This window comes from Pelomonas sp. BJYL3 (genome assembly GCF_027257975.1).
Taxonomy (GTDB): Bacteria; Pseudomonadota; Gammaproteobacteria; order Burkholderiales; family Burkholderiaceae_C; genus Roseateles_B; species Roseateles_B flavus.
Map to the genome: position 1 here is coordinate 132,316 of NZ_JANZKX010000007.1, position 18,725 is coordinate 151,040.

General features: G+C 72.7%; 18 protein-coding genes and 1 pseudogene. 7 read left to right on the forward strand and 12 right to left on the reverse strand.

Annotated elements, in window-relative coordinates; genetic code table 11:
• Window positions 1-68: 68 nt before the first annotated feature.
• The 5 genes from O9Y01_RS19950 to O9Y01_RS19970 form a co-directional block, all read right to left on the reverse strand.
• On the reverse strand, window positions 69-593 hold the full coding sequence (locus O9Y01_RS19950) for a CBS domain-containing protein (protein WP_269633378.1): 525 nt from the start codon (window positions 591-593) through the stop codon (window positions 69-71).
• Window positions 594-610: 17 nt separating this feature from the next.
• Window positions 611-1,447 (reverse strand): DUF4142 domain-containing protein, encoded by an 837-nt coding sequence (locus O9Y01_RS19955; RefSeq protein WP_269633379.1) that lies wholly within the window; start codon window positions 1,445-1,447, stop codon window positions 611-613.
• A gap of 130 nt (window positions 1,448-1,577) precedes the next feature.
• Window positions 1,578-2,081, reverse strand: coding sequence for a DUF2243 domain-containing protein (locus O9Y01_RS19960; RefSeq protein ID WP_269633380.1), 504 nt, complete (start codon window positions 2,079-2,081; stop codon window positions 1,578-1,580).
• Entirely contained in the window at window positions 2,078-2,620 is a 543-nt protein-coding gene (locus tag O9Y01_RS19965; protein ID WP_269633381.1) for a hypothetical protein, read from the reverse strand. The genes O9Y01_RS19960 and O9Y01_RS19965 overlap by 4 nt, the downstream gene beginning before the upstream one ends.
• Window positions 2,621-2,625: 5 nt before the next feature.
• Entirely contained in the window at window positions 2,626-2,925 is a 300-nt protein-coding gene (locus O9Y01_RS19970) for a hypothetical protein (RefSeq protein ID WP_269633382.1), read from the reverse strand.
• Window positions 2,926-3,108: 183 nt separating this feature from the next.
• On the opposite strand from O9Y01_RS19970, the gene O9Y01_RS19975 reads away from it, so the two are divergent.
• The 3 genes from O9Y01_RS19975 (at window position 3,109) to O9Y01_RS19985 (ending at window position 5,860) form a co-directional block, all read left to right on the forward strand.
• On the forward strand, window positions 3,109-4,008 hold the full coding sequence (locus tag O9Y01_RS19975) for an SDR family oxidoreductase (protein WP_269633383.1): 900 nt from the start codon (window positions 3,109-3,111) through the stop codon (window positions 4,006-4,008).
• Between the two features lie 83 nt (window positions 4,009-4,091).
• Complete coding sequence (locus O9Y01_RS19980) at window positions 4,092-5,249, forward strand: glycosyltransferase family 4 protein (RefSeq protein WP_269633384.1); 1,158 nt, start codon at window positions 4,092-4,094, stop codon at window positions 5,247-5,249.
• Between the two features lie 2 nt (window positions 5,250-5,251).
• A complete protein-coding gene (locus O9Y01_RS19985; protein ID WP_269633385.1) occupies window positions 5,252-5,860 on the forward strand; it encodes a phosphatase PAP2 family protein in 609 nt (202 codons plus the stop codon).
• Window positions 5,861-5,862: 2 nt separating this feature from the next.
• Here O9Y01_RS19985 and O9Y01_RS19990 read toward each other — a convergent pair whose 3' ends face one another.
• Window positions 5,863-6,702: a polysaccharide deacetylase family protein gene (locus tag O9Y01_RS19990; RefSeq protein WP_269633386.1), complete on the reverse strand. Its 840-nt coding sequence runs from the start codon at window positions 6,700-6,702 to the stop codon at window positions 5,863-5,865.
• A complete protein-coding gene (locus tag O9Y01_RS19995; protein WP_269633387.1) occupies window positions 6,695-9,238 on the reverse strand; it encodes a catalase in 2,544 nt (847 codons plus the stop codon). Before O9Y01_RS19995 ends, O9Y01_RS19990 begins: the two co-directional genes overlap by 8 nt.
• 139 nt (window positions 9,239-9,377) lie before the next feature.
• Between O9Y01_RS19995 and O9Y01_RS20000 the strand changes: the two genes are divergently transcribed.
• Window positions 9,378-9,563, forward strand: coding sequence for a DUF6496 domain-containing protein (locus O9Y01_RS20000; protein WP_269633388.1), 186 nt, complete (start codon window positions 9,378-9,380; stop codon window positions 9,561-9,563).
• 7 nt (window positions 9,564-9,570) lie between these two features.
• On the opposite strand, the gene O9Y01_RS20005 is transcribed toward O9Y01_RS20000, so the two are convergent.
• The 3 genes from O9Y01_RS20005 to O9Y01_RS20015 all read right to left on the reverse strand — a co-directional run bounded on the left by O9Y01_RS20005 (window position 9,571) and on the right by O9Y01_RS20015 (window position 12,930).
• On the reverse strand, window positions 9,571-10,236 hold the full coding sequence (locus O9Y01_RS20005; protein WP_269633389.1) for an OmpA family protein: 666 nt from the start codon (window positions 10,234-10,236) through the stop codon (window positions 9,571-9,573).
• Between the two features lie 439 nt (window positions 10,237-10,675).
• The gene (locus O9Y01_RS20010; protein ID WP_269633390.1) at window positions 10,676-12,523 is read right to left on the reverse strand and encodes a carbamoyltransferase family protein; all 1,848 of its coding nucleotides are present in this window, start codon (window positions 12,521-12,523) and stop codon (window positions 10,676-10,678) included.
• 59 nt (window positions 12,524-12,582) lie between these two features.
• Complete coding sequence (locus O9Y01_RS20015) at window positions 12,583-12,930, reverse strand: cysteine hydrolase family protein (protein ID WP_269633391.1); 348 nt, start codon at window positions 12,928-12,930, stop codon at window positions 12,583-12,585.
• Window positions 12,931-13,045: 115 nt separating this feature from the next.
• On the opposite strand from O9Y01_RS20015, the gene O9Y01_RS20020 reads away from it, so the two are divergent.
• On the forward strand, window positions 13,046-14,575 hold the full coding sequence (locus O9Y01_RS20020) for a UDP-glucose dehydrogenase family protein (RefSeq protein ID WP_269633392.1): 1,530 nt from the start codon (window positions 13,046-13,048) through the stop codon (window positions 14,573-14,575).
• Window positions 14,576-14,632: 57 nt separating this feature from the next.
• Window positions 14,633-15,832, forward strand: a pseudogene (locus O9Y01_RS20025) (cation:proton antiporter domain-containing protein); the annotation flags it as partial.
• A gap of 69 nt (window positions 15,833-15,901) precedes the next feature.
• Here the strand turns inward: O9Y01_RS20025 and O9Y01_RS20030 are convergent.
• Window positions 15,902-16,174 (reverse strand): GlsB/YeaQ/YmgE family stress response membrane protein, encoded by a 273-nt coding sequence (locus O9Y01_RS20030; RefSeq protein WP_269633602.1) that lies wholly within the window; start codon window positions 16,172-16,174, stop codon window positions 15,902-15,904.
• Window positions 16,175-16,266: 92 nt separating this feature from the next.
• Between O9Y01_RS20030 and O9Y01_RS20035 the strand changes: the two genes are divergently transcribed.
• Window positions 16,267-17,253 (forward strand): YihY/virulence factor BrkB family protein, encoded by a 987-nt coding sequence (locus O9Y01_RS20035; protein ID WP_269633393.1) that lies wholly within the window; start codon window positions 16,267-16,269, stop codon window positions 17,251-17,253.
• Between the two features lie 135 nt (window positions 17,254-17,388).
• On the opposite strand, the gene glf is transcribed toward O9Y01_RS20035, so the two are convergent.
• A complete protein-coding gene (gene glf / locus O9Y01_RS20040) occupies window positions 17,389-18,549 on the reverse strand; it encodes a UDP-galactopyranose mutase (RefSeq protein WP_269633394.1) in 1,161 nt (386 codons plus the stop codon).
• Window positions 18,550-18,725: the final 176 nt, after the last annotated feature.

The following is an 18,725-nucleotide window of genomic DNA, read 5'->3' on the forward strand; positions in this document are numbered from 1 at the left end:
CAGACGGGCTGCCGCTCACCCGGTTCAGGCAAGCCCCGTGCCCGACCCCGGAGCCCCCCGCCCCACGCTCAGGCACTGAGTGGCTGCGAGGGGTCCTCGGCCGCGCCGCCGCCCGTGGTGCCGGTGGTCCGCGGCGCGCCCGCATGGGCCGGGCCGGTGGGCTGGGAGATATCCGACAGCGCCTGGCCGGTCCTGCCGTGCTCGGCCGCACTTGTCCTGGCGGCCACGTCGCCCAGGGTGACCATGCCGACCAGGCGATGCTCGGCGTCCAGCACCGGCAGGCGCCGGACGGCGGCATCGCCCATCTTGTGCAGCACCTCGTCCAGCGAGTCGTCCTCGTGGCAGCACTGCACCTCGCGGGTGATCATGCCGTCCAGCCGGGTGGTGTCGGCCGGATAGCCCTGGGCCATGCCGCGCAGCACCAGGTCGCGGTCCGTCACCAGGCCCACCAGGCGCTCGCCATCGCAGACGGGGATGACGCCCACGTCCAGCGTCTCCATGGCCTGTGCGGCCTGCAGCATGCTGTCCTCGGGCGTCAGGGTGCGGACCCCGCGCGTCATCACGTCGGATACCTTGCCGGATACCTTGCTCATCGTGGGACTCCTGCGGGCTAGCGGCGTTCAGAGGCGGCCAGGCGCTCGCTCAGGCTGCGGGCCAGCTGCAGGTGTTCCTGCAGGCCGGGCAGCGTCTTCTGGGCGAAGGTCTTGACCTCGGGATCGCCGGCCGAGGTGGCAGCGCGCTGGAAGTCCGCGACCGCAGCCTTGTGGTCCGTCACCATCTGCTTCATGAACTCGCGGTCGAACTCTGCACCGTTGAGGCCCTGCAGGCGGTCCAGGCTGTGCTGGGCGGACGCCGACAGCTTCGGATGCGAGCCGTCCGCGCTGCCCATGCTGCCCATGGGCATGCCGGTGCCGGGCGTTGCCGTCGAGGAGCTTGCGGTGTTGCTGCCGGGACCGCTGCTGGGGCGAGCGCCGATGCCCGCGGCGGGTGGCGCCTCCATGAGCCTGTCCGACCGGGACGATGCCGTGCTCGTCGTGCCGGTGTCGTCCGGGCCGAGCAGGCCACGGCTGCTGGCCAGGGCCTGCAGCTCGCCGTAGACCCTTGTGTGTTCCTGCACCATGCGCTCGGCGAAGCTCTTCACCTCGCTGCTCTGGGCGCGCGTCTGCCCCAGTCGGCCCATCTCGACCTCGGCCCTGCCGGCCGCGGCGGACTTGCTGAGGAACTGCTGGTCGCTCTTCGAGACCTTGCCGGTGTTGCCGGCGCGCTGGCGCGTCTGAAGAACGGCGTCGGCGCCATCGGAATGCGGGCCCGAGGCCGCGTGCGGCCGGGTGCCGGGTTCCTTGGGCGTGTCGGCCGTACCGGCCAGGGCCCAGGCCGCAGTGCCGACGGCGGCCATCCAGCTGACCATCAGATGGGTCAGCGCAGGGGTTCGAAAGGATCGCTTCATCGGTTCACTCCTTCCATCAGCTTTCAACGCGAAGCTGGCGGAAGGGGTCCGGCAATCGGCGTACGAGCGGGACGGGAAGTGCGGGACAGGCAACAGCGGCGAGCCACCGCTGGATCACGCGCCGAGCGACTCAGCGAAGCCGGGCCGCCGCTCGGCCCTGCCCGAGGGCCCGGCGCAGCAGCAGCGCGCCGGACAGCATCAGCAGCAGGGCGCAGGCCAGCAGGGCGGCCTCCCGGACGCCGGGTTCGGCCGCTTCGCCGGGCGCGCCCATCAGCAGGTTCAGGCCCAGCCAGTAGTGGCACACCAGGCCGTCGAGCACCTCGAACAGGCCCCAGCCCAGCAGGCCGGCGCCCAGCAGGCCGCTGGCCGACCACCAGCGCTGCGTCCCCCGCCCCGCTCCGTAGAGCAGGACCAGGCCCAGCAGCAGGAAGATCCACATCAGGCCCAGGAAGAGGCCGTCGATGAACTGGTTGAGGCGCAGGTCCTGCAGCGTCTCGGGAGGCAGCCAGGCCGACATGGTGTGGTGGCTCTGCAGGATCTCGTGGAAGAGGATGCCATGCGCCATCCCGCCCAGGCCCAGGCCCAGCAGCACGCCGGCCACGATCAGGGGTCCGCGACGGCCGTCGGGCTTCATGCGGCCCTCCGCGCGGGGGGCGCTGCGGCGAGCGGCGCGTGCTGCGCCGGGCTCGGCACGAGCCGGGCCGGGCGCGGCGCTCGCGGGGCGGCCTTGCACAGCTCGCCCAGTGCGAGGCCGACGGCAAAGCCCAGGTAGACCAGGCACAGGCTGTCGGCCCGCAGGCGACGCTCGAAGCCGGGGCTCAGGGCGGGCGGCACCCCTTTCAGGTCCACCCAGGCCGCCAAGGCGCTCAGGGCCAGAGCATCCCGCAGGACCTCCTGGGGCCGGGGCTCCGGCGCCTGCGCGCCGCGCAGCAGCCGGCGGCCCTCGAAGACCAGGCTCCAGAAGCAGGACGCGCCGAAATGGATCAGCGCGCCCGTGACCGTGTGGCGAGCGCTGAAGCCCCGTGCGCGGAAGGCGCTGCGGGGCCACAGCCAGTGGCTGATGGCGTTGAGGGGCACGGCGCCGTCGCCATCGTCACGCCGGCCGCGCAGGACCAGCAGCAGGCCGGAGAGCAGGGCCCCTCCGGCGGCGCGTTGCAGTATTCGCTGCGGCATGAATGTCAGACCCTGACGGGCGCTTGCCGCAGCTCTGTCGGCAAATCGTGCCGCAGCAGCCGGCAGGGGCTGCGCCAGGCGGGGCTCCGGCGCCGCGCATGGGCCGGCAGCCCCATGGGCGGGGGCATGGTGGGCGGTTCACCCAGGGGCGGGGGCATCTCGATGGGCTCGGGCTCCTGGATGTCGGGCGGCAGCGGGTCCGGCGAGCGCTGCGGCCCGTGAGGCGGCGGCGGCACAGGCGGCAGCTCCGGGGGGATGGGCGGCGTGGTGTGGGCGTGCAGGGTGGGGGTGCGCTGAATGGGCATGGACATCTCCTGGGGCCGCGCAAGAGGGCCCGGGCGCTCACCTGCAATCGGCGCGCCTGCCTGCCTCGCGCGGGCGGCCGTCCCGGATCGCCACTTGCCTGCAGGCGATACCGCGGGGGCACCGCCTGTCAGCCTGCTGGCGCCCCCTGTCAGCCCCAAGACCGCACAGCCAGGAGTCCCACCATGAGCCATTCGCAAGGGCGGGCCATCGACGCCCAGGAGCCCCCCGCCACGCCGTCCGACCAGCCGCCGCCGCAGCACCTGTCCGGGTCCGGCAGCGAAGCCCGGCTGGATCCGCCGCCGCGCTTCATGGCCGAGCACTACCAGGGCAGCGGCAAGCTGCAGGGCCTGGTCGCGCTGATCACGGGCGGAGACTCCGGCATCGGCCGCGCCGTGGCCGTGCTCTTCGCGCGTGAGGGCGCCGATGTGTGCATCGTGCACCTCAGCTCTCATGAGGACGCCCGGCACACGGCGGACTTGGTCGAGGCCGAGGGGCGGCGTGCCCTGGTCGTGGCCGGCGACGTGCAGGAGCCCGACTTCTGCGAGTCCGCCGTGCGTGCCTGCGTGGACGAGCTGGGCCGCCTCGACGTGCTCGTCAACAACGCCGCCTTCCAGCGGCACGCGGACTCCCTGCTGGACATTGACCAGGAGCAGCTTGAGCGCACCTTCCGCACCAATGTCTTCGGCTACCTGCAGATGGCGCGGGCCGCGCTGCCGCACCTGAGGCGGGGTGCCTGCATCATCAACACGGGCTCGTCCACCGGCCTGCGCGGCAACGCGAAGCTGATCGACTACTCGGCCAGCAAGGGCGCGGTCCATGCCTTCACCAAGGCCCTGGCGCTGGCGCTGCTGCCCGAGGGCATCCGCGTCAATGCGGTCGCGCCGGGCCCGGTCTGGACGCCATTGAACCCGGCCGATCTGCCGGCCGAGCAGGTCCCCCAGTTCGGCAGGCACAGCGACATGAAGCGCCCCGCCCAGCCCGAGGAGCTGTCCCCGGCCTATGTGTTCCTGGCCTCGTCGGTGTGCTCGTCCTACATCAGCGGCGTGGTCCTGCCGGTGACGGGCAGCGTGGGAGCCATCTGAAGCGTCGCGGGCAGCGGCGAAGGCGCGCCGATTGCCCCTGCGGTGCTTCATCCATCCCGTCCCGCCTGTTCCGAGGAGGCCTCGTGCGTATCGCCTATGTCACCGAAACCTATCCGCCCGAACTCAACGGCGTCGCCCTTGGCGTGGAGCGGGTGGTCAGCTACCTGCGCGGCCGCGGGCATGAGGTCGACCTGCTGAGGCCGGCCCAGCGCGGCGAGCGCCCGGCGCCGGCGGGCGGGCAGGAATGGCTCTGCACCGGCTGTCCCATCCCCGTCTATCCCGAGCTCCGCTTCGGCCTGGCCTCGGCGGCGGCCGTGGCGCGCCGGCTGCAGGAACGCCAGGCGGAGCTGGTGCACATCGCCACCCCGGGCCCCCTGGCCTGGGCCGCGGTGCGGGCCGCGCGCAAGCTGGGCCTGGCGCTGAGCTCGGACTTCCGCACCAACTTCCACCAGTACAGCCGCTACTACGGCCTGGGCCTGCTGTCCCCGCTGGTCGAGGCCGGCCTGCGCCAGCTGCACAACCGCACCCAGCGCACCTTCGTGCCCTCCCGCTCGGCCTACCGCCAGCTGGCGGCGCGGGGCTTTCGGCATCTGCAGCTGCTGGGACGGGGCGTCGATGCCGACCGCTTCTCGCCCGCCTGGCGCTGCGAGGCCCTGCGCGCCGAATGGCAGGCGGGCAGGGGGCCGGTTCTGCTGCATGTGGGCCGGCTGGCCGCCGAGAAGAACGTGGAGCTGGCCCTGCGCGCCCATGCCCTGCTGAGCCGGGCGCGGCCGGATTGCCGCATGATCGTGGTGGGGGACGGGCCCCTGCGTGCGCGCCTGGAGCGGCGCTACCCGGCCGCGCGCTTTCTGGGCGTGCTGCGCGGCGAGGCGCTGTCGCGCGCCTATGCCAGCGCCGACGCCTTCCTCTTCCCCAGCCTCTCCGACACCTTCGGCAACGTGACCCTGGAGGCCATGGCCTCGGGCCTGCCGGTGCTGGCCTTCAACACGGCCGCGGCGGCGGACCTCATCGTGCCGCGCCTCAACGGCTTCCTGGCCACGGTGGGCGACGACACCGCCTTCCTCGACGGCGCGCTGCGCTTCGCCGCGCCGCCGGCCGTCTTCAACACGATGCGGCTGCAGGCCCGGCGGACGGCGCTGCAGCAGCATCTGCCGGAGCTGCTGGCCCGCTTCGAGACGACGCTGCAGCAGCTCTGCGAGGAGCGGCCGCTGGCCGCGGCCCTGCAGATGCCGGCCGTCTGAGCATGGACTCGGAGGCCCTGCCCGCACGCAAGCGCTCCGCGCCGTCGCTGCGCGAGGCCCTGGCCGCCTGGGCCGCCCGCAGCCCGGCGCTAGCCCTGTCCCGGCGCTGCGAGCTCGCCTGCCTGCGCGGACTGCATGGCCGCGCCCGCCACCCCGTCCTGCTGCGCCTCATGGTGCTGGCCAGCCGTGCCGGCAACGGACCGCTGTGGGGCCTGCTCATCGCGCTGCAGGCCTGGCCCGGCGGCCGGCCCTTGCTGGCGCCGGCCCTGGTGGCCATGGGCGCGCTGCACGTGCTGCTGGTGAAGGGGCTCAAGGCTGCCTTCGCCCGTGCCCGGCCCTGCGAATGCTGCGAGGGCGTGCAGGCCCTGGAGGCGCGGCTGGACCGCCACAGCTTTCCCAGCGGCCATACGCTGCATGCGCTCGCCTTCAGCCTGGTGCTCTCGGCGCAGGACCCGCGCTGGGGCTGGCTGCTGTGGCCGCTGAGCCTGGCCATCGCCCTGTCCCGCTTGGTCCTGGGCCTGCACTATCCCAGCGACGTGCTCGCCGCCTGCCTGCTGGGCCTGATGGGCGGCAGCCTGTGCCTGCTCCTGCTGCGGCAGTTCGGGGTCTGACCTCAGGCGGTGCTCTCCAGCAGCTGCGCCACCTGCAGCAGGCTGACCGGCTGGCGGCGCTGGCTCATGGCTGCCGTGGCCACCCGCTGCCAGGAGCGGCGGGCCGAGGCATGGCGGGCATCCAGGGGGTGAAGCTCCAGGCGCAGCAAGGGGCGCTCGGCCTGCAGGCTCAGCAGGGCGGCATTCCACCAGGCCGAGGCCAGGCGCCGCGAGGCACTGCGTGCGCTCCACACCTGGGCCATGGCGCTGAGCGTCGGACCGTGAGGAAGCAGCACCACCTGGCGCAGGGTGCAGGTGTAGAGCAGGGGCTGCTCGCGCAGGGCCTCCCAGCTGCCGGCGCTCATCAGCCAGGCTGGCGGCACGAAGCCGGCCGGCCTCACCCCCAGGGACTCCATCCAGCGCCGCCCCGCCGTCAGCCGGCGCCGCGCCTCGGCATAGGGCAGGGCGGAGAACTCGCCCTCGCCGTGCGTGTACCACAGGCGCTTCACTCGCTGCCAGCCACCCCGGGGCAGCAGCGGGTCGCGGTGGTCGTAGCCGTGCAGCACCAGTTCGTCGCCCGCCTCGGCGCGCTGCAGCAGCCAGCGCTCGAAGGCCGGGTCGCGGGGGCTGCCATGGAAGCGTGGCACCGCCAGCAGGCTCAGCGGCCGGATGCCCATCTCGTCCAGCTGGTCGATCAGGCTGCGGCAGTCGGACCAGCTCGAGGGCGCAACGTCATGGATCACCGCCGCCAGCAGGCGCGGGGCCAGACCCTCCAGTTCCTCCGGCAGCGGACGGACCGCAGCCAGGAAGGCGGGGTCAGGTGTTGCCAGTCGGGTGTCGGCGCGCAGCGAAGGCTCAGTCACCCAGGGCCTCTCTTTCGAAATGGCGATGGCGGGCCAGCGCGGCGATGAAGCTGGACACGGAGTCGGCGTCGATCTGCAGGGCCGGGTCGCGCGGCGCCTCGCAGCGGAACAGACCCAGCTGCGGGTCGCCGTCCAGCAGGGCCTCGGGCACGCCGGCGGCCCGCAGCAGCTCGGCCGCGTCGCCCAGCATCAGCAGGGGCTTGCAGTGGCGGTACTGATCGCGGACGAAGTCCACGAGCTCCGGCTGGCGTTGCAGCGGCAGGCCGCGGCCGTCCGCCACGGCGCCGTCAGGCAGCACGAGGGCGTCCCATAGCACCGAGGGGGCGGCCTCCAGCGTGACCTCCACCTGCAGCGCCTCGCCGTCCAGCGACGGCTCCAGGGTGCCCAGACGGCGGCCGATGAAGCGCGGCACGGCGCCTGCCGCGAGCAGGGCCGCCTGGACGCTGCGCATGCCGGCGACGTCCATGCCCGCATGACTCAGCAGCGCCACGCGGCGCCCCGCCAGCGACCCCTCGCCCGGGCGTGCCATCAGGGACAGTCCGGCCGAGGCGGGCGGGTCGGTCTCGGCCTCCGCCGGGGCGGGCACCAGCAGGGGCGCAGGCTCGGGCACCGGCAGTCCCAGGCCCGCGGCCACCGCGCTGGCGAGGCGCACGTCCACGCGGGCCAGCTGCGAGAGCACGCGCGTGCGCACCGCCGCCACCTGCACCCGCGAGAGCTCGAAGCGGAAGGCCGCCACGACGTGCGCCTGCTCGACCAGGGTCTGGCTGCGCCAGAACAGCCGCGCCTGGGCATGGTGCTCGGCAAAGCGCTCCGGCTTGGCGCGCAGCTTCTCGCCCTGCACGGGCTCGGGGAAGCTGATGAAGCCGGCACGCCCCGCCTGGAAGGGGCAGCCGCCGCCCAGCGAATTGGGCTCATAGGCTACGCGGCCGCGGGCGATGACCTGGCGGTGCATGCCGTCGCGCTGGTGGTTGTGCACCTGCGCGGTGGGCGTGTTGATGGGGATCTCGTGGAAGTTCGGGCCGCCCAGCCGGGTGAGCTGGGTGTCGACATAGGAATGGATGCGGCCCTGCAGCAGCGGGTCGCTGGTGAAGTCGATGCCGGGAATGATGTGGGCCGTGCAGAAGGCCACCTGCTCGGTCTCGGCGAAGAAGTTGTCCGGGTTGCGCGTCAGCACCAGGCGGCCGACGGGCCGCACCGGCACCAGCTCCTCGGGGACCAGCTTGGTGGGGTCCAGCACGTCGAAGTCGAAGGCCTCCGCCTCGTCCTCGCTGAAGACCTGCAGGCCCAGCTCCCACTCGGGATGCAGGCCGCCCTCGATGGCTTCCCAGAGGTCGCGGCGGTGGAAGTCCGGGTCGGCGCCGGCGATCTTCACCGCCTCGTCCCACAGCAGGGAGTGCGTGCCGGCCACCGGCGTCCAGTGGAACTTGCACAGCCGCGACTCGCCCTGGGCATTGACCAGGCGGAAGGTGTGCACGCCGAAGCCCTGCATCATGCGGTAGCTGCGCGGGATGGCGCGATCCGACATCACCCACATCAGCATGTGCGTGGACTCGGGGCTCAGGGAGACGAAGTCCCAGAAGGTGTCGTGCGCGCTGGAGGCCTGGGGCATGGCATGGTGAGGCTCGGGCTTCAGGGCGTGCACGAGGTCGGGGAACTTCATCGCGTCCTGGATGAAGAAGACCGGGATGTTGTTGCCCACCAGGTCCCAGTTGCCGTCCTCGGTGTAGAACTTCACCGCGAAGCCGCGCACGTCGCGCACGGTGTCGGCCGAGCCGCGCTCGCCGGCCACGGTGGAGAAGCGCACGAACACTGGCGTGCGCTTGCCCGCTGCTGCGAAGGGCGCGGCCTGGGTCAGGTCCGGCAGCGGGTCGTAGCACTCGAAGTAGCCGTGGGCGCCGGAGCCGCGCGCATGGACCACGCGTTCGGGGATGCGCTCATGGTCGAAGTGGGTCAGCTTCTCGCGCAGGATGAAGTCCTCGAGTAGCGAGGGGCCGCGCAGTCCGGCCTTCAGCGAGTTCTGGTTGTCGGCGATGCGCACGCCCTGGTTGGTGGACAGCGCCTGGCCGGTGGCGTCGGCACGCACGCGGTCCAGGGACTCGTTGCTGGCGTTGTAGCCCGTCTCCTGCAGGCCGTCGCCCACCTTGTGCGAGGACCAGCCTTCGGTGACGGTGCTGGCGGTGACCAGTTCGTCCGGCGTGGCGATCTGCTCGCCCGCGACAGGCTCCAGGGCCTGGCCCCGGCCGTGTTCCGCGGCCTTGTGCCGGTTGGCGGGCATGGACGCGGCCAGGGCCTGGGTCCCCAGCGCGCGGCGCAGCAGCCGCACCTGCGCTTCGGTCTGCAGGCTCTGGCCGGCCTGCGGATCGGCGTCCAGGTGGGCGGGGCCGGAGACGGTGCTCAGCGCCGAGCCCACGGCGGGCAACGGCCGGGCGGCGCGCGCCGGGCTGCCGGCCCGACTGCTGCTGCGGGGCGCGGTCTTGCGGCCCGGGCCTGCGGGCGCGCCTTCATCGGAGGGGGGAGGGAGCTTTCGGCTGGCCATGGGCAGTCCTTCAGATGGTTTCGGTTGACCGGCCCTCAGCCGGTGTGCGGAGGCATGCGGCGCGGAATGCGCCCGCGCAGGGCACGGCGCTTGCCGCCCCTGGCAGAAGAGGTGCCAGGTGGCGCCATGGGAGCAGACCATGGCGAAGTACGGCAAGAAGGCTCAGCAGGAAGTGGCCAAGGCCCTGCACGAAGAGAAGCACGGCCAGCTCAGGAGCGGCCGCAGCGGCAAGAAGGTCACGGACCCGAAGCAGGCCATTGCCATCGGCCTGTCGCGGGCCCGCAAGGCCGGCGGCAAGGTGCCTGATCCGCCGCCGCGTCACTGAGGCGGCCTCAGCTGGGACGCTCGCTGAGCAGGATCTCGACGCGCCGGTTGCGCGCCCGACCCTGCTCGGAGTCATTGCCGGCCAGCGGCTCGCGCGAGCCGCGACCGGCCACCGTCATCTGCGAGCTGGGCACGCCGCGCGCGGCGAGATAGTCCCGCACGGTCTCGGCGCGCTGCAGGGACAGCGGCTGGTTGAGCGCGTCGTTCCCGCTGTTGTCCGTGTGGCCGATGATGTTGACCTGCATGCCGGTCCCGAACTCGCGGGCGAACTGGTCCAGCACGGGGCGCATGGAGGGCCGCAGGTCGGCACGGCCGGTGTCGAAGGACAGGTCGCCCGGCACGTGCACGCGCAGCTGGTTGTCCTGGGTGCGGCTGACCTCCACGCCGGTGCCGGCGCTGGCCTGTTCGAGGGCACGCTGCTTTTCCTCCATGCGCCGCGACCAGGCATGGCCGGCCACCGCGCCGATGGCCCCGCCGATGACGGCGCCGGTGCCGGCCTTGCCGCCCGTGACGGAGCTCAGCACCGCGCCCGCGGTCGCGCCCACCGCGGCGCCGGTCGCCGTGCGCCGGCTGCTTTCATCCATGGAGGTACAGCCCGTGGCGACACAGACCGCGGCAATGAGGCAGACGCGGCGGCTGCCGCGCAGGAACTGGTATTGCTGGAGTTGAGGCATGGCTAGTCTCCCTGGCCCCGTGCCGGGGCCGCATGACATGAAGTGGCACCACAGGCCGCTGTGGAAACCGAGGAGAGAAAGGGCCCGGGCCGAGGCGGCCCGGGCCAAATGAGCGCCGGGAGGCGCCCATGGGGAGGTCGTTCAAGCAAGGCGCTGGGGGTCAGGTCTTGCCCCGGTCCGGCGACCCCGCGGGCGGCCCTTCCGCCGCCGGGCGCTGCCGCGTGCGGCCGCGCGTGGCCGGCCTGCTGCGGGGATCGTCCGGGGCCAGGGGCTGGCGGGACGACCGGGTGCCAGCGGGCTTGTCCCGCCTGTGCGCTGCTTGCTGTGGCTCGCCGATGCCGGCGAGTTCCGTGTGCTTCGATGGATTCATCGGCTTTGCGTCTCCGGGCGCCGCCAGCGGCTCCCATGGCCCTCCAGGGGCAAACCCCGTGCCGGGCCCTCATGGCTGGCGGCTGCCGGCCTGCGCAAGCTGCCGCAGCTCGGGCTTGAGCAGCAGGAAGCGGCCGATCACCAGGGCATCCAGCGGCGTGCTGAAGAAAGCCTCCAGCGCATGGCGCGGCGTGCAGACGATGGGCTGGCCCCGCACATTGAAGGAGGTGTTGATGAGCACCGGCACGCCGCTGTGGCGTTCGAAGGCCTTCAGCAGCCGGTGGAAGAGCGGATGCCCCTCGCCGCTGACGGTCTGCACCCGCGCGGTCTGGTCCGTGTGGCAGGCCGAGGGAATGCGTTCGCGCCGACCCGGCTGCAGGCGGTGGACAAAGAGCATGAAGGGCGAGCCCCTGTCGTCCAGCGCGGCGGGCTCGAACCAGTCGGCGAAGTCCTCCAGCGGCACGGCCGGGGCCACGGGGCGGAAGTCCTCGCGGTCCTTCAGCTCGTTGAGCCGGGCCTGCATGGCCGGGTCGATGGGCGAGGCCAGGATGGAGCGCGCCCCCAGGGCCCGCGGGCCGAACTCCATGCGGCCCTGAAACCAGCCGACGACGCGGTTCGCCGCCAGCAGCTCGGCCGTGCGCTCGGCGACGTCGTCCAGGGGTTCGTAGTCCAGGTGGGCCCACTGCAGCAGGGCCTCGATCTCCTGGTCCTCGAAGCCGGGACCGTAGTAGACATGCTCCATCTGCCAGCGCCGCGGCGCCAGCGGGTAGACCGGCGCGGAGGCCGAGGCCAACGTGCTGGAGAGGCGGTCCAGGGAGGAGTCCGCGCCGTCCTCCAGCTGGCGCTCGCGGGCATCCACCCACAGCGCCGCACCCAGGGCGGTGCCGGCGTCGCCGGCCGCGGGCTGGACCCAGACGGCGTCGAAGAGCCCGCTGTCGCGCAGCCGCGCGTTCATCACGCAGTTGAGCGCCACGCCACCGGCCATGGCGAGGTCGCGCTCGCCGCTGGCCTCGCGCAGCCAGCGGGCCAGCTGCAGCACGGTCTCCTCCAGCAGGTCCTGCAGCGAGGCGGCGAGGTCCAGCTGGCGCTCGTCCAGCCGGCCGCCGGGACCGCGGGCAGGGCCGAAGGCGCGCTCCATGTCCAGCGGCGTCAGCTCGTACTGGCCCTGCTCGCCGGTGCGCAGATGCTCGCGCAGCAGGCCGGCATAGCGCGGCGTGCCCAGCGCGGCCAGGGCCATGACCTTGTATTCGTCGCTGGAGTGCAGAAAGCCGAGGTGGGCGGTCACGGACTCGTAGAGCAGGCCCAGCGAATGCGGCATCAACACCTCGCCCAGCGTGCTGTAGCGCTCGTCGTGGTAGCGGCCGTAGGTGGTGGTGGAGCGCTCGCCGCGGCCGTCCAGGGTCATCACGGCGCAGCGCTCGAAGGGCGAGGCCAGGAAGGCGCTGGCCTGGTGGCAAAGATGGTGGGCGACGAAGTGCCACTCGTAGGGCGCCTGCTCATGCCGCACGCCCGCGAAGCGCGCCCGCAGATGGTGCGGCACGCCGTCCACCAGCAGGCGCGGCGCGCAGCTCACATAGCTGGCGAAGAGCGGGTCCCAGGGGCTCTCCCAGGCGCCCTTGTCCTCGGCGGAGGGCTCGAGCGGCAGGCGCAGGCCGCCGTCACGCGCGCGGTCATCGATGAAGAGCTGCGGATTGAAGCTGTAGGCCACATGGTCGACCTCGGCCAGCGTGATGCCGGCCTCTGCCAGGCAGTAGTCGACGGCATGCCAGGGCAGCTCCCAGGCGGTGAAGGGCAGGGGGCGCTTGCCGTGCTTGATCCGGGTGAAGCGCTCCTCCTCGGCCGCGGCGATGAGCTGGCCATCGCGCATCAGGGCGGCGGCGGGATCGTGGAAGCAGGCGTTCAGTCCCAGGGTGATCATGCGCAGTTCCGTCAGTGAAGGCGGCGAAGCTTGGCAATCGCGATGCCAAGGGCGCGCGCTCAGGCGCCGCAGCGGCGCGTGCCCGCCTTCAGCACGCAGCGCATATAGGCCAGCGAGGCGCGCTGGTGACGCGGGTCCAGGGTGGCGGTGCAATCGCCGGGAATGTGCAGCCCATAGCCCCGCAGGAAGGCGTCCATCGCGGTGAACTGGATGCAGAAGTCGGTGGACAGTCCCACCAGCACGAGGCGCTGCGCGCCCATCTCCTTCAGCACAAGGTCCAGCGGCGTGCCCAGAAAGGCCGAATGGCGCGGCTTGAGCAGGAAGAGGTCGGCCGGCTCCGGCTGCAGGCGCTGCGCAATTTCTGCCGCAAGCTTGTCCTGGGCGCGGTGCTGGCTGGTGATCGTCATGGGAGGCGGGGCGCGCAAGACCAGGGGGCGCCGTCGAGGCAAGCGGGGGGGCCGGGCATGCGGTCTGCCGCCGCGGGGCATCGTCCCGCAGCCAGGAGTGCCGATGGAGGAGCTGATGAATGGCCCGATGCAGGGCCCGATGCAGGGCCCGAAGCATGACCTGGAGCAGTGCCCGCAGGTCAGGCCGCCGGATCGGACCGCGCCGCGGCGCCTGGCCGTGTTCGGGGCCGGGTATGTGGGGCTGGTCACCGCCGCCTGCCTGGCCTGGCTGGGCCACGAGCTGGTCTGCGTGGACAGCCAGCCCGAGCGCGTGCGCCAGCTGCGCCGTGGCGGCCTGCCCTTTCACGAACCGATGCTGGGCGAACTCGTGCAGGAGCAGATGCGCGCCGGGCGCCTGCGCTTCAGCAGCTCGGCCGAGGAGGCGGTGGCGCACGGCGAGCTGCTGTTCATCGCGGTCGGCACCCCCACCGCGGCGGATGGCGCGGCCGAGCTGGCGCAGGTGATGCAGGTGGCCGATGCCATCGGCCGCCACATGCCGGGGCCGCGCCAGGTGGTGATGAAGAGCACGGTGCCCGTGGGCACGGGCGAGCGGGTGCGCCAGCGCATCCGCGAGCAGCTGGCGTTGCGCGGGGAGTCCTGGCCGCTGGGCATCGCCTCCAATCCCGAGTTCCTGCGTGAAGGCCTGGCCGTGCAGGACTTCCTGCGGCCCGAACGGGTGGTGGCCGGCAGCGACGATGCCGGCCTGCTCGAGGCCCTGCGCGCGCTGCATGCGCCCCTGCTGTCCGACCGCCGCCCCTTCCTGGCCATGGACCTGCGCAGCGCCGAGCTGTGCAAGTACGCGGCCAATGTCATGCTGGCCGCGCGCCTGAGCCTGATGAACGAGCTGGCCCTGCTGGCCGAAGGCCTGGGGGCGGACATCGAGCAGGTGCGCGAGGGGCTGGGGCGCGATCCGCGCATCGGCGCTCAGTTCCTGCGCGCCGGCTGCGGCTTCGGCGGCTCCTGCCTGCCCAAGGATCTGCGCGCGCTGCGCCACAGCGCCGCGGCCCTGGGTCAGGCCACGCCCATGCTGGATGCCATCGCGGCGAGCAACGAGCGCATGGTCGGCCTGCTGGAGACGCGGGTCTGCGAGGCGCTGGGCGAGCTGCTGGACGGCCGCCGCATCGCCGTCTGGGGCCTGGCCTTCAAGCCGCAGACCGACGACGTGCGGGACTCGCCCGCCCTGGCCCTGGTGCGGGCCCTGCTCGCACGCGGCGCGCAGGTGCAGGCCTACGATCCCATGGCCGGCCCGGCCGCCCGCGAGGCCCTGGGCGAGCGGCCCGGCCTGCATCTGGCGGGCTCCGCCCTGGAGGCGCTGCAGCAGGCCGATGTGCTGGTGCTGGTCACCGACTGGCCGCAGTTCGCCGAGCTGCCGGCCGAGGCCCTGCGCGACCGGCTGCGCGGCACCCTGGTGCTGGACGGGCGCAATGCGCTGGACGGCGCGCGCCTGGCTGCGGTCGGCCTGCGGTACCGCGGCATCGGCAGGGCCACTGCGCAGGCCCTGCCGCCGGTGCAGGCCTGGCCCCTGACGCAGGACCGGTCCGCGCCCCTGGGGACCGCCTGGCCGCATCGACCGGACCACGCCGGGGCCGCGTGGCTGGCCAGCTGAGGCGGGGGCCCGGTCCATGGCGGCGGTCTGGTGGCACTTCCGGGGCGGAGCGCCGCGATGTTGACCCAGCTGCTGCTGCTCTTCGGCGGGGTGCTGCTGGCGCTGGCGCTCTGCCATCGCCTGCTGCGGCGTCTGCCGCTGACGGCGGCGGTGGTCTATCTGATGGCCGGCTGGCTGGCCGGCCTGGGCCTCGGGGCGCCACCCGTGGACCTGTGGACCCGGCATGCCTCCCTCCTGGCCCTGGGCACCGAGCTGGCCCTGCTGATGTCGCTGTTCGCCGTGGGCCTGCGCCTGCGCGTGCTGCCCCATCTGCATCCCTGGAAGCTGGCCCTGCTGATGGCGGGGCCCGGCGTGGTGCTGGCCATGCTGCTGGGCGGTGTCGCGGGCGTGTACCTGCTGGGCCTGCCCTGGCCGGCCGCGCTGCTGCTGGCCTGCATCCTGGCGCCCACGGACCCGGTGCTGGCCTCGGAGGTGCAGGTCCGCTCCGAGAGCGACCGCGACGCGCTGCGCCTGGCCCTGACGGCCGAGGGGGCGCTCAACGACAGCACCGTGTCTCCCGCCGTGATGCTGGCCCTGGGCCTGCTGGGCCTGCATGCCCTGGGCGTGGGCGGTCCGCTGGGCAGCGTGCGCTGGTGGCTGGAGGACCTGCTGTGGCCCATGGCGGGCGGCGCCCTGCTGGGCCTGGGCCTGGGCACGCTGCTGGGGCGGCTGCTGCGCCGGCGCTGGCTGCAGGGCGAGCTGCTGCTGCGTGACGAGCTGCTCTACGCGGGCACCGTCGCCCTGGCCTGTGGCCTCGCCCGGCTGACGTTCACCTCCACCTTTCTCGTGGTCTTCTGCACCGGCCTGGTCTTGCTGCAAGCCTTGCGGGGTGAGACCTCGGGCGATGTCGGCTTCTCGCTGCCCGAGCGCTTTCACGCCTTCGGCTCGCGCATGGAGCGCCTGGTGGAGGCGGTGTCGGTGCTGGCCCTGGGCCTGGCGCTGCACAGCGTGCGACTCACGGCCTGGACGATGGCCTTCGCGCTGGTGCTGGTGCTGGTGGTGCGGCCGCTGTCGGTGCTGCCGCTGCTGCGGGAGAAGGAGCTGCTGCCGGGGCAGCGCCGCCTGCTCGCCTGGTTCGGCATCCGCGGCCTGGGCTCGCTGTTCTACCTGAGCCTGGCCCTCGAGAAAGGCCTGGCCGGGCCGGTGGCCGAGACCCTGATCGCGGCCACGCTGCTGAGCGTGGCCCTCTCCATCCTGCTGCATGGCGTCTCGGTGACGCCCATGATGACGGCCTATCGGCAGCGCCGCGGCCCGGGGCCGCGGCAGCCTGTACCCGCCGAGGAAGCCTCAGCGGGCACGCCCGCGACGCAGCAGGTTGACGATGGCCAGCAGGATGACGGCACCCAGCAGCGAGACCGCCAGCGCCCCGATGCTGAAGACGCCCTGGTTGATCGTCGGAATGCCCAGGATGGGCGAGATGAAGATGCCGGCAATGGCGGCGCCCACGATGCCCACGACGACGTTGAGCAGGAGGCCCTGCTGCCCGTCCGTACGCATCAGCAGGCTGGCGACCCAGCCGATCAGACCGCCCATCACGAGCAGCACGATGAGATTGACCATGAAATGCCCTCCTATACGGCCCGACGGGGCCAGGCGGCTGTTTCTGGCAATCCTCGTGCCATCGGGCGGGACCGCCGCCAGGGGCGCCGGCCATGATCGTTCGCCTGGCTCGCGCGGGGTGGCGGGACCTGGCCGGCGCCGCCAATGCCTGGCTGGACGACTACGCCCCCAGCATGGGCGCGGCTCTGTCCTTCTACACGCTGTTCTCGATCACGCCACTGCTGCTGATCGTGATCTCCCTGGCAGGCCTGGTCTTCGGCGCGCAGGCCGCGCGTGCCGCCATCCTCAAGCAGTTCAGCGCCCTGGCCGGGGCCGACATCGCGCGGCTGCTGGACGCCACGCTCAGCAGCCTGGACCGGCCCGAGGCGGGGCTGCTGGGCCTGGCCCTGGGGGTGCTGAGCCTGCTGGTGGGCGCGACCACGGTGTTCGGTGAGCTGCAGAACGCGATGGACCGCATCTGGCACCTTTCGCACGAAGGCCGCGGCGGGCTGTGGGCGATCCTGCGCTCGCGGCTGCGGGCCCTGGGCCTGGTGCTGAGCCTGGGCTTTCTGCTGATCGTCTCGCTGCTGGCCAGCGCGGCGCTGGAGGCCCTGCGCGCGCGCTGGAACCCCTGGCTGGGCCAGTGGCTGCCGCTCGCCCGGGGCCTGGATTTCGGGCTCAGCTGGCTCCTGGTGAGCGCCATGTTCGGCATGATCTACAAATGGGTGCCGCAGGTGCGGCTGCGCTGGCGCGATGTGCTGGGCGGCGCGGCGCTGGCGGCCCTGCTGTTCTCGCTGGGCAAGTCCCTGATCGCGCTGTACATCGCGCACAGCGGCCTGGCCTCGCCCTTCGGCGCCGCGGGCTCCCTGGTGGTGCTGCTGCTGTGGGTGTACTACGCCGCGCTCATCTTCCTGTATGGCGCCGAGTTCAGCCGCGCGGGGGTGCTTCGCCGGGCGGCGGGGGCGCCCCCTGCTCCGGCCCTTGCTCCGCCTTCTGTCCCGCCGTCTGTCCCGCCGTCTGTACCGCCGTCTGTACCGCCATCTGCCCCGGCATCTGTACCACCATCTGCCCCGCCCCCGGCACCGGGGCCCCGGGGCTGACCAGGGTGTCCACCGCGGCGCCCGGGTCTTCCTCGCCGGCCGCGGAGAGGGACTCGACGCTTGCCTGCGCCGCGGGGCGGGGCGCGCCTGCCGGCGCGGGCCGCCGGGCCGCCTGTTGCCGGTGTTGGCGGCGCTTCATGGCGTTCCGGGCCGCTGCAGCTGCTTGAACTGGCTCAGCGCCTGAGCCACCACCTGGTCCATGTTGTAGTACTTGTAGGTGGCCAGCCGGCCGATGAAGGTGACGTCCTTCAGCTGCGCGGCCTCGGCCTCGTAGCGCCGGTACAGGGCGGTGTTCTCGGCCCGGGGCACCGGGTAGTAGGGATCGCCCTGGGCCTGCGGGTACTCGTAGACCACGGCCGTGGCGGGATGCAGCTGGCCGGTGAGGTGCTTGAACTCGGTGACGCGGGTGTAGGCGTAGTCGTTCGGATAGTTCAGCGTGGCACAGGGCTGCAGGTGCTCGCGCCCGGCGGGCAGGGGCAGGGTCTGGTGCTCGAAGCGCAGGCTGCGGTAGGGCAGGGCGCCGAAGCACTGATCGAAGAACGTGTCGATGGGCCCGGTGTAGATCATGTGGCGCCAGGGCACGCAGTGGACGATGTCGCGGTAGTCGGTGTTGAGCATCAGCCGGATGTTGGGATGCGCCAGCAGGCAGTCGAAGAGCCGCGCATAGCCGTGCAGGGGCATGGCCTGGTAGGTGTCAGTGAAGTAGCGGCCGTCTCGGTTGCAGCGCACGGGCACGCGGGCGGTGACGCTGGCATCAAGCTCCGAGGGGTCCAGGTCCCACTGCTTGCGGGTGTAGCCACGGAAGAACTTGTTGTAGAGCTCGCGGCCGATGCGCGAGACCACCACGTCCTCGGAGGTCCGCACCGCCGGCACCGCCTCGGCCCGCTGCTGGAAGAAGGCCTCGACCTCCTCGCTGCTGAGCTGCAGACCGTAGAGCCGGTTGATGGTGTCCAGGTTGATGGGCATGGGCAGCAGCTGGCCGTCCACGCTGGCCAGCACGCGGTGCTGGTAGGGGCGCCACCGGGTGAACTGCGAGAGGTAGGCGAAGACCTCGGCCGAGTTGGTGTGGAAGATGTGCGGTCCGTAGGGATGGACCAGCAGGCCGTCGGCGTTGTAGTGGTCCCAGGCATTGCCGCCCGCATGCGGCCGGCGGTCCACCACCAGCACGCGCTGGCCGGCCTGGCTGGCCAGCCGCTCCGCCATCACGCTGCCCGCGAAGCCGGCCCCGACGATGAGGTAATCGAAGCCCGCTGCGCCGGCGGGTGGCTGAGGGAAGCGCTGTCGGTAGCTTTGCATGGGGCACTGCAGGCAAGCGCGATGCCTGAGGGGCAGGGCTGGCGGGGTCCTTCAGGCGCCCTGCGCCAGAGGCTGGCGGCGCGCGCCAAGCCCCGGTGCCGAGGCGGCACGCCATTTGCCCCCGGGCCTCACCCCGTCGGCCGCGGGCCCAGTGCCCGTGGCTCCCTGCACTGCAA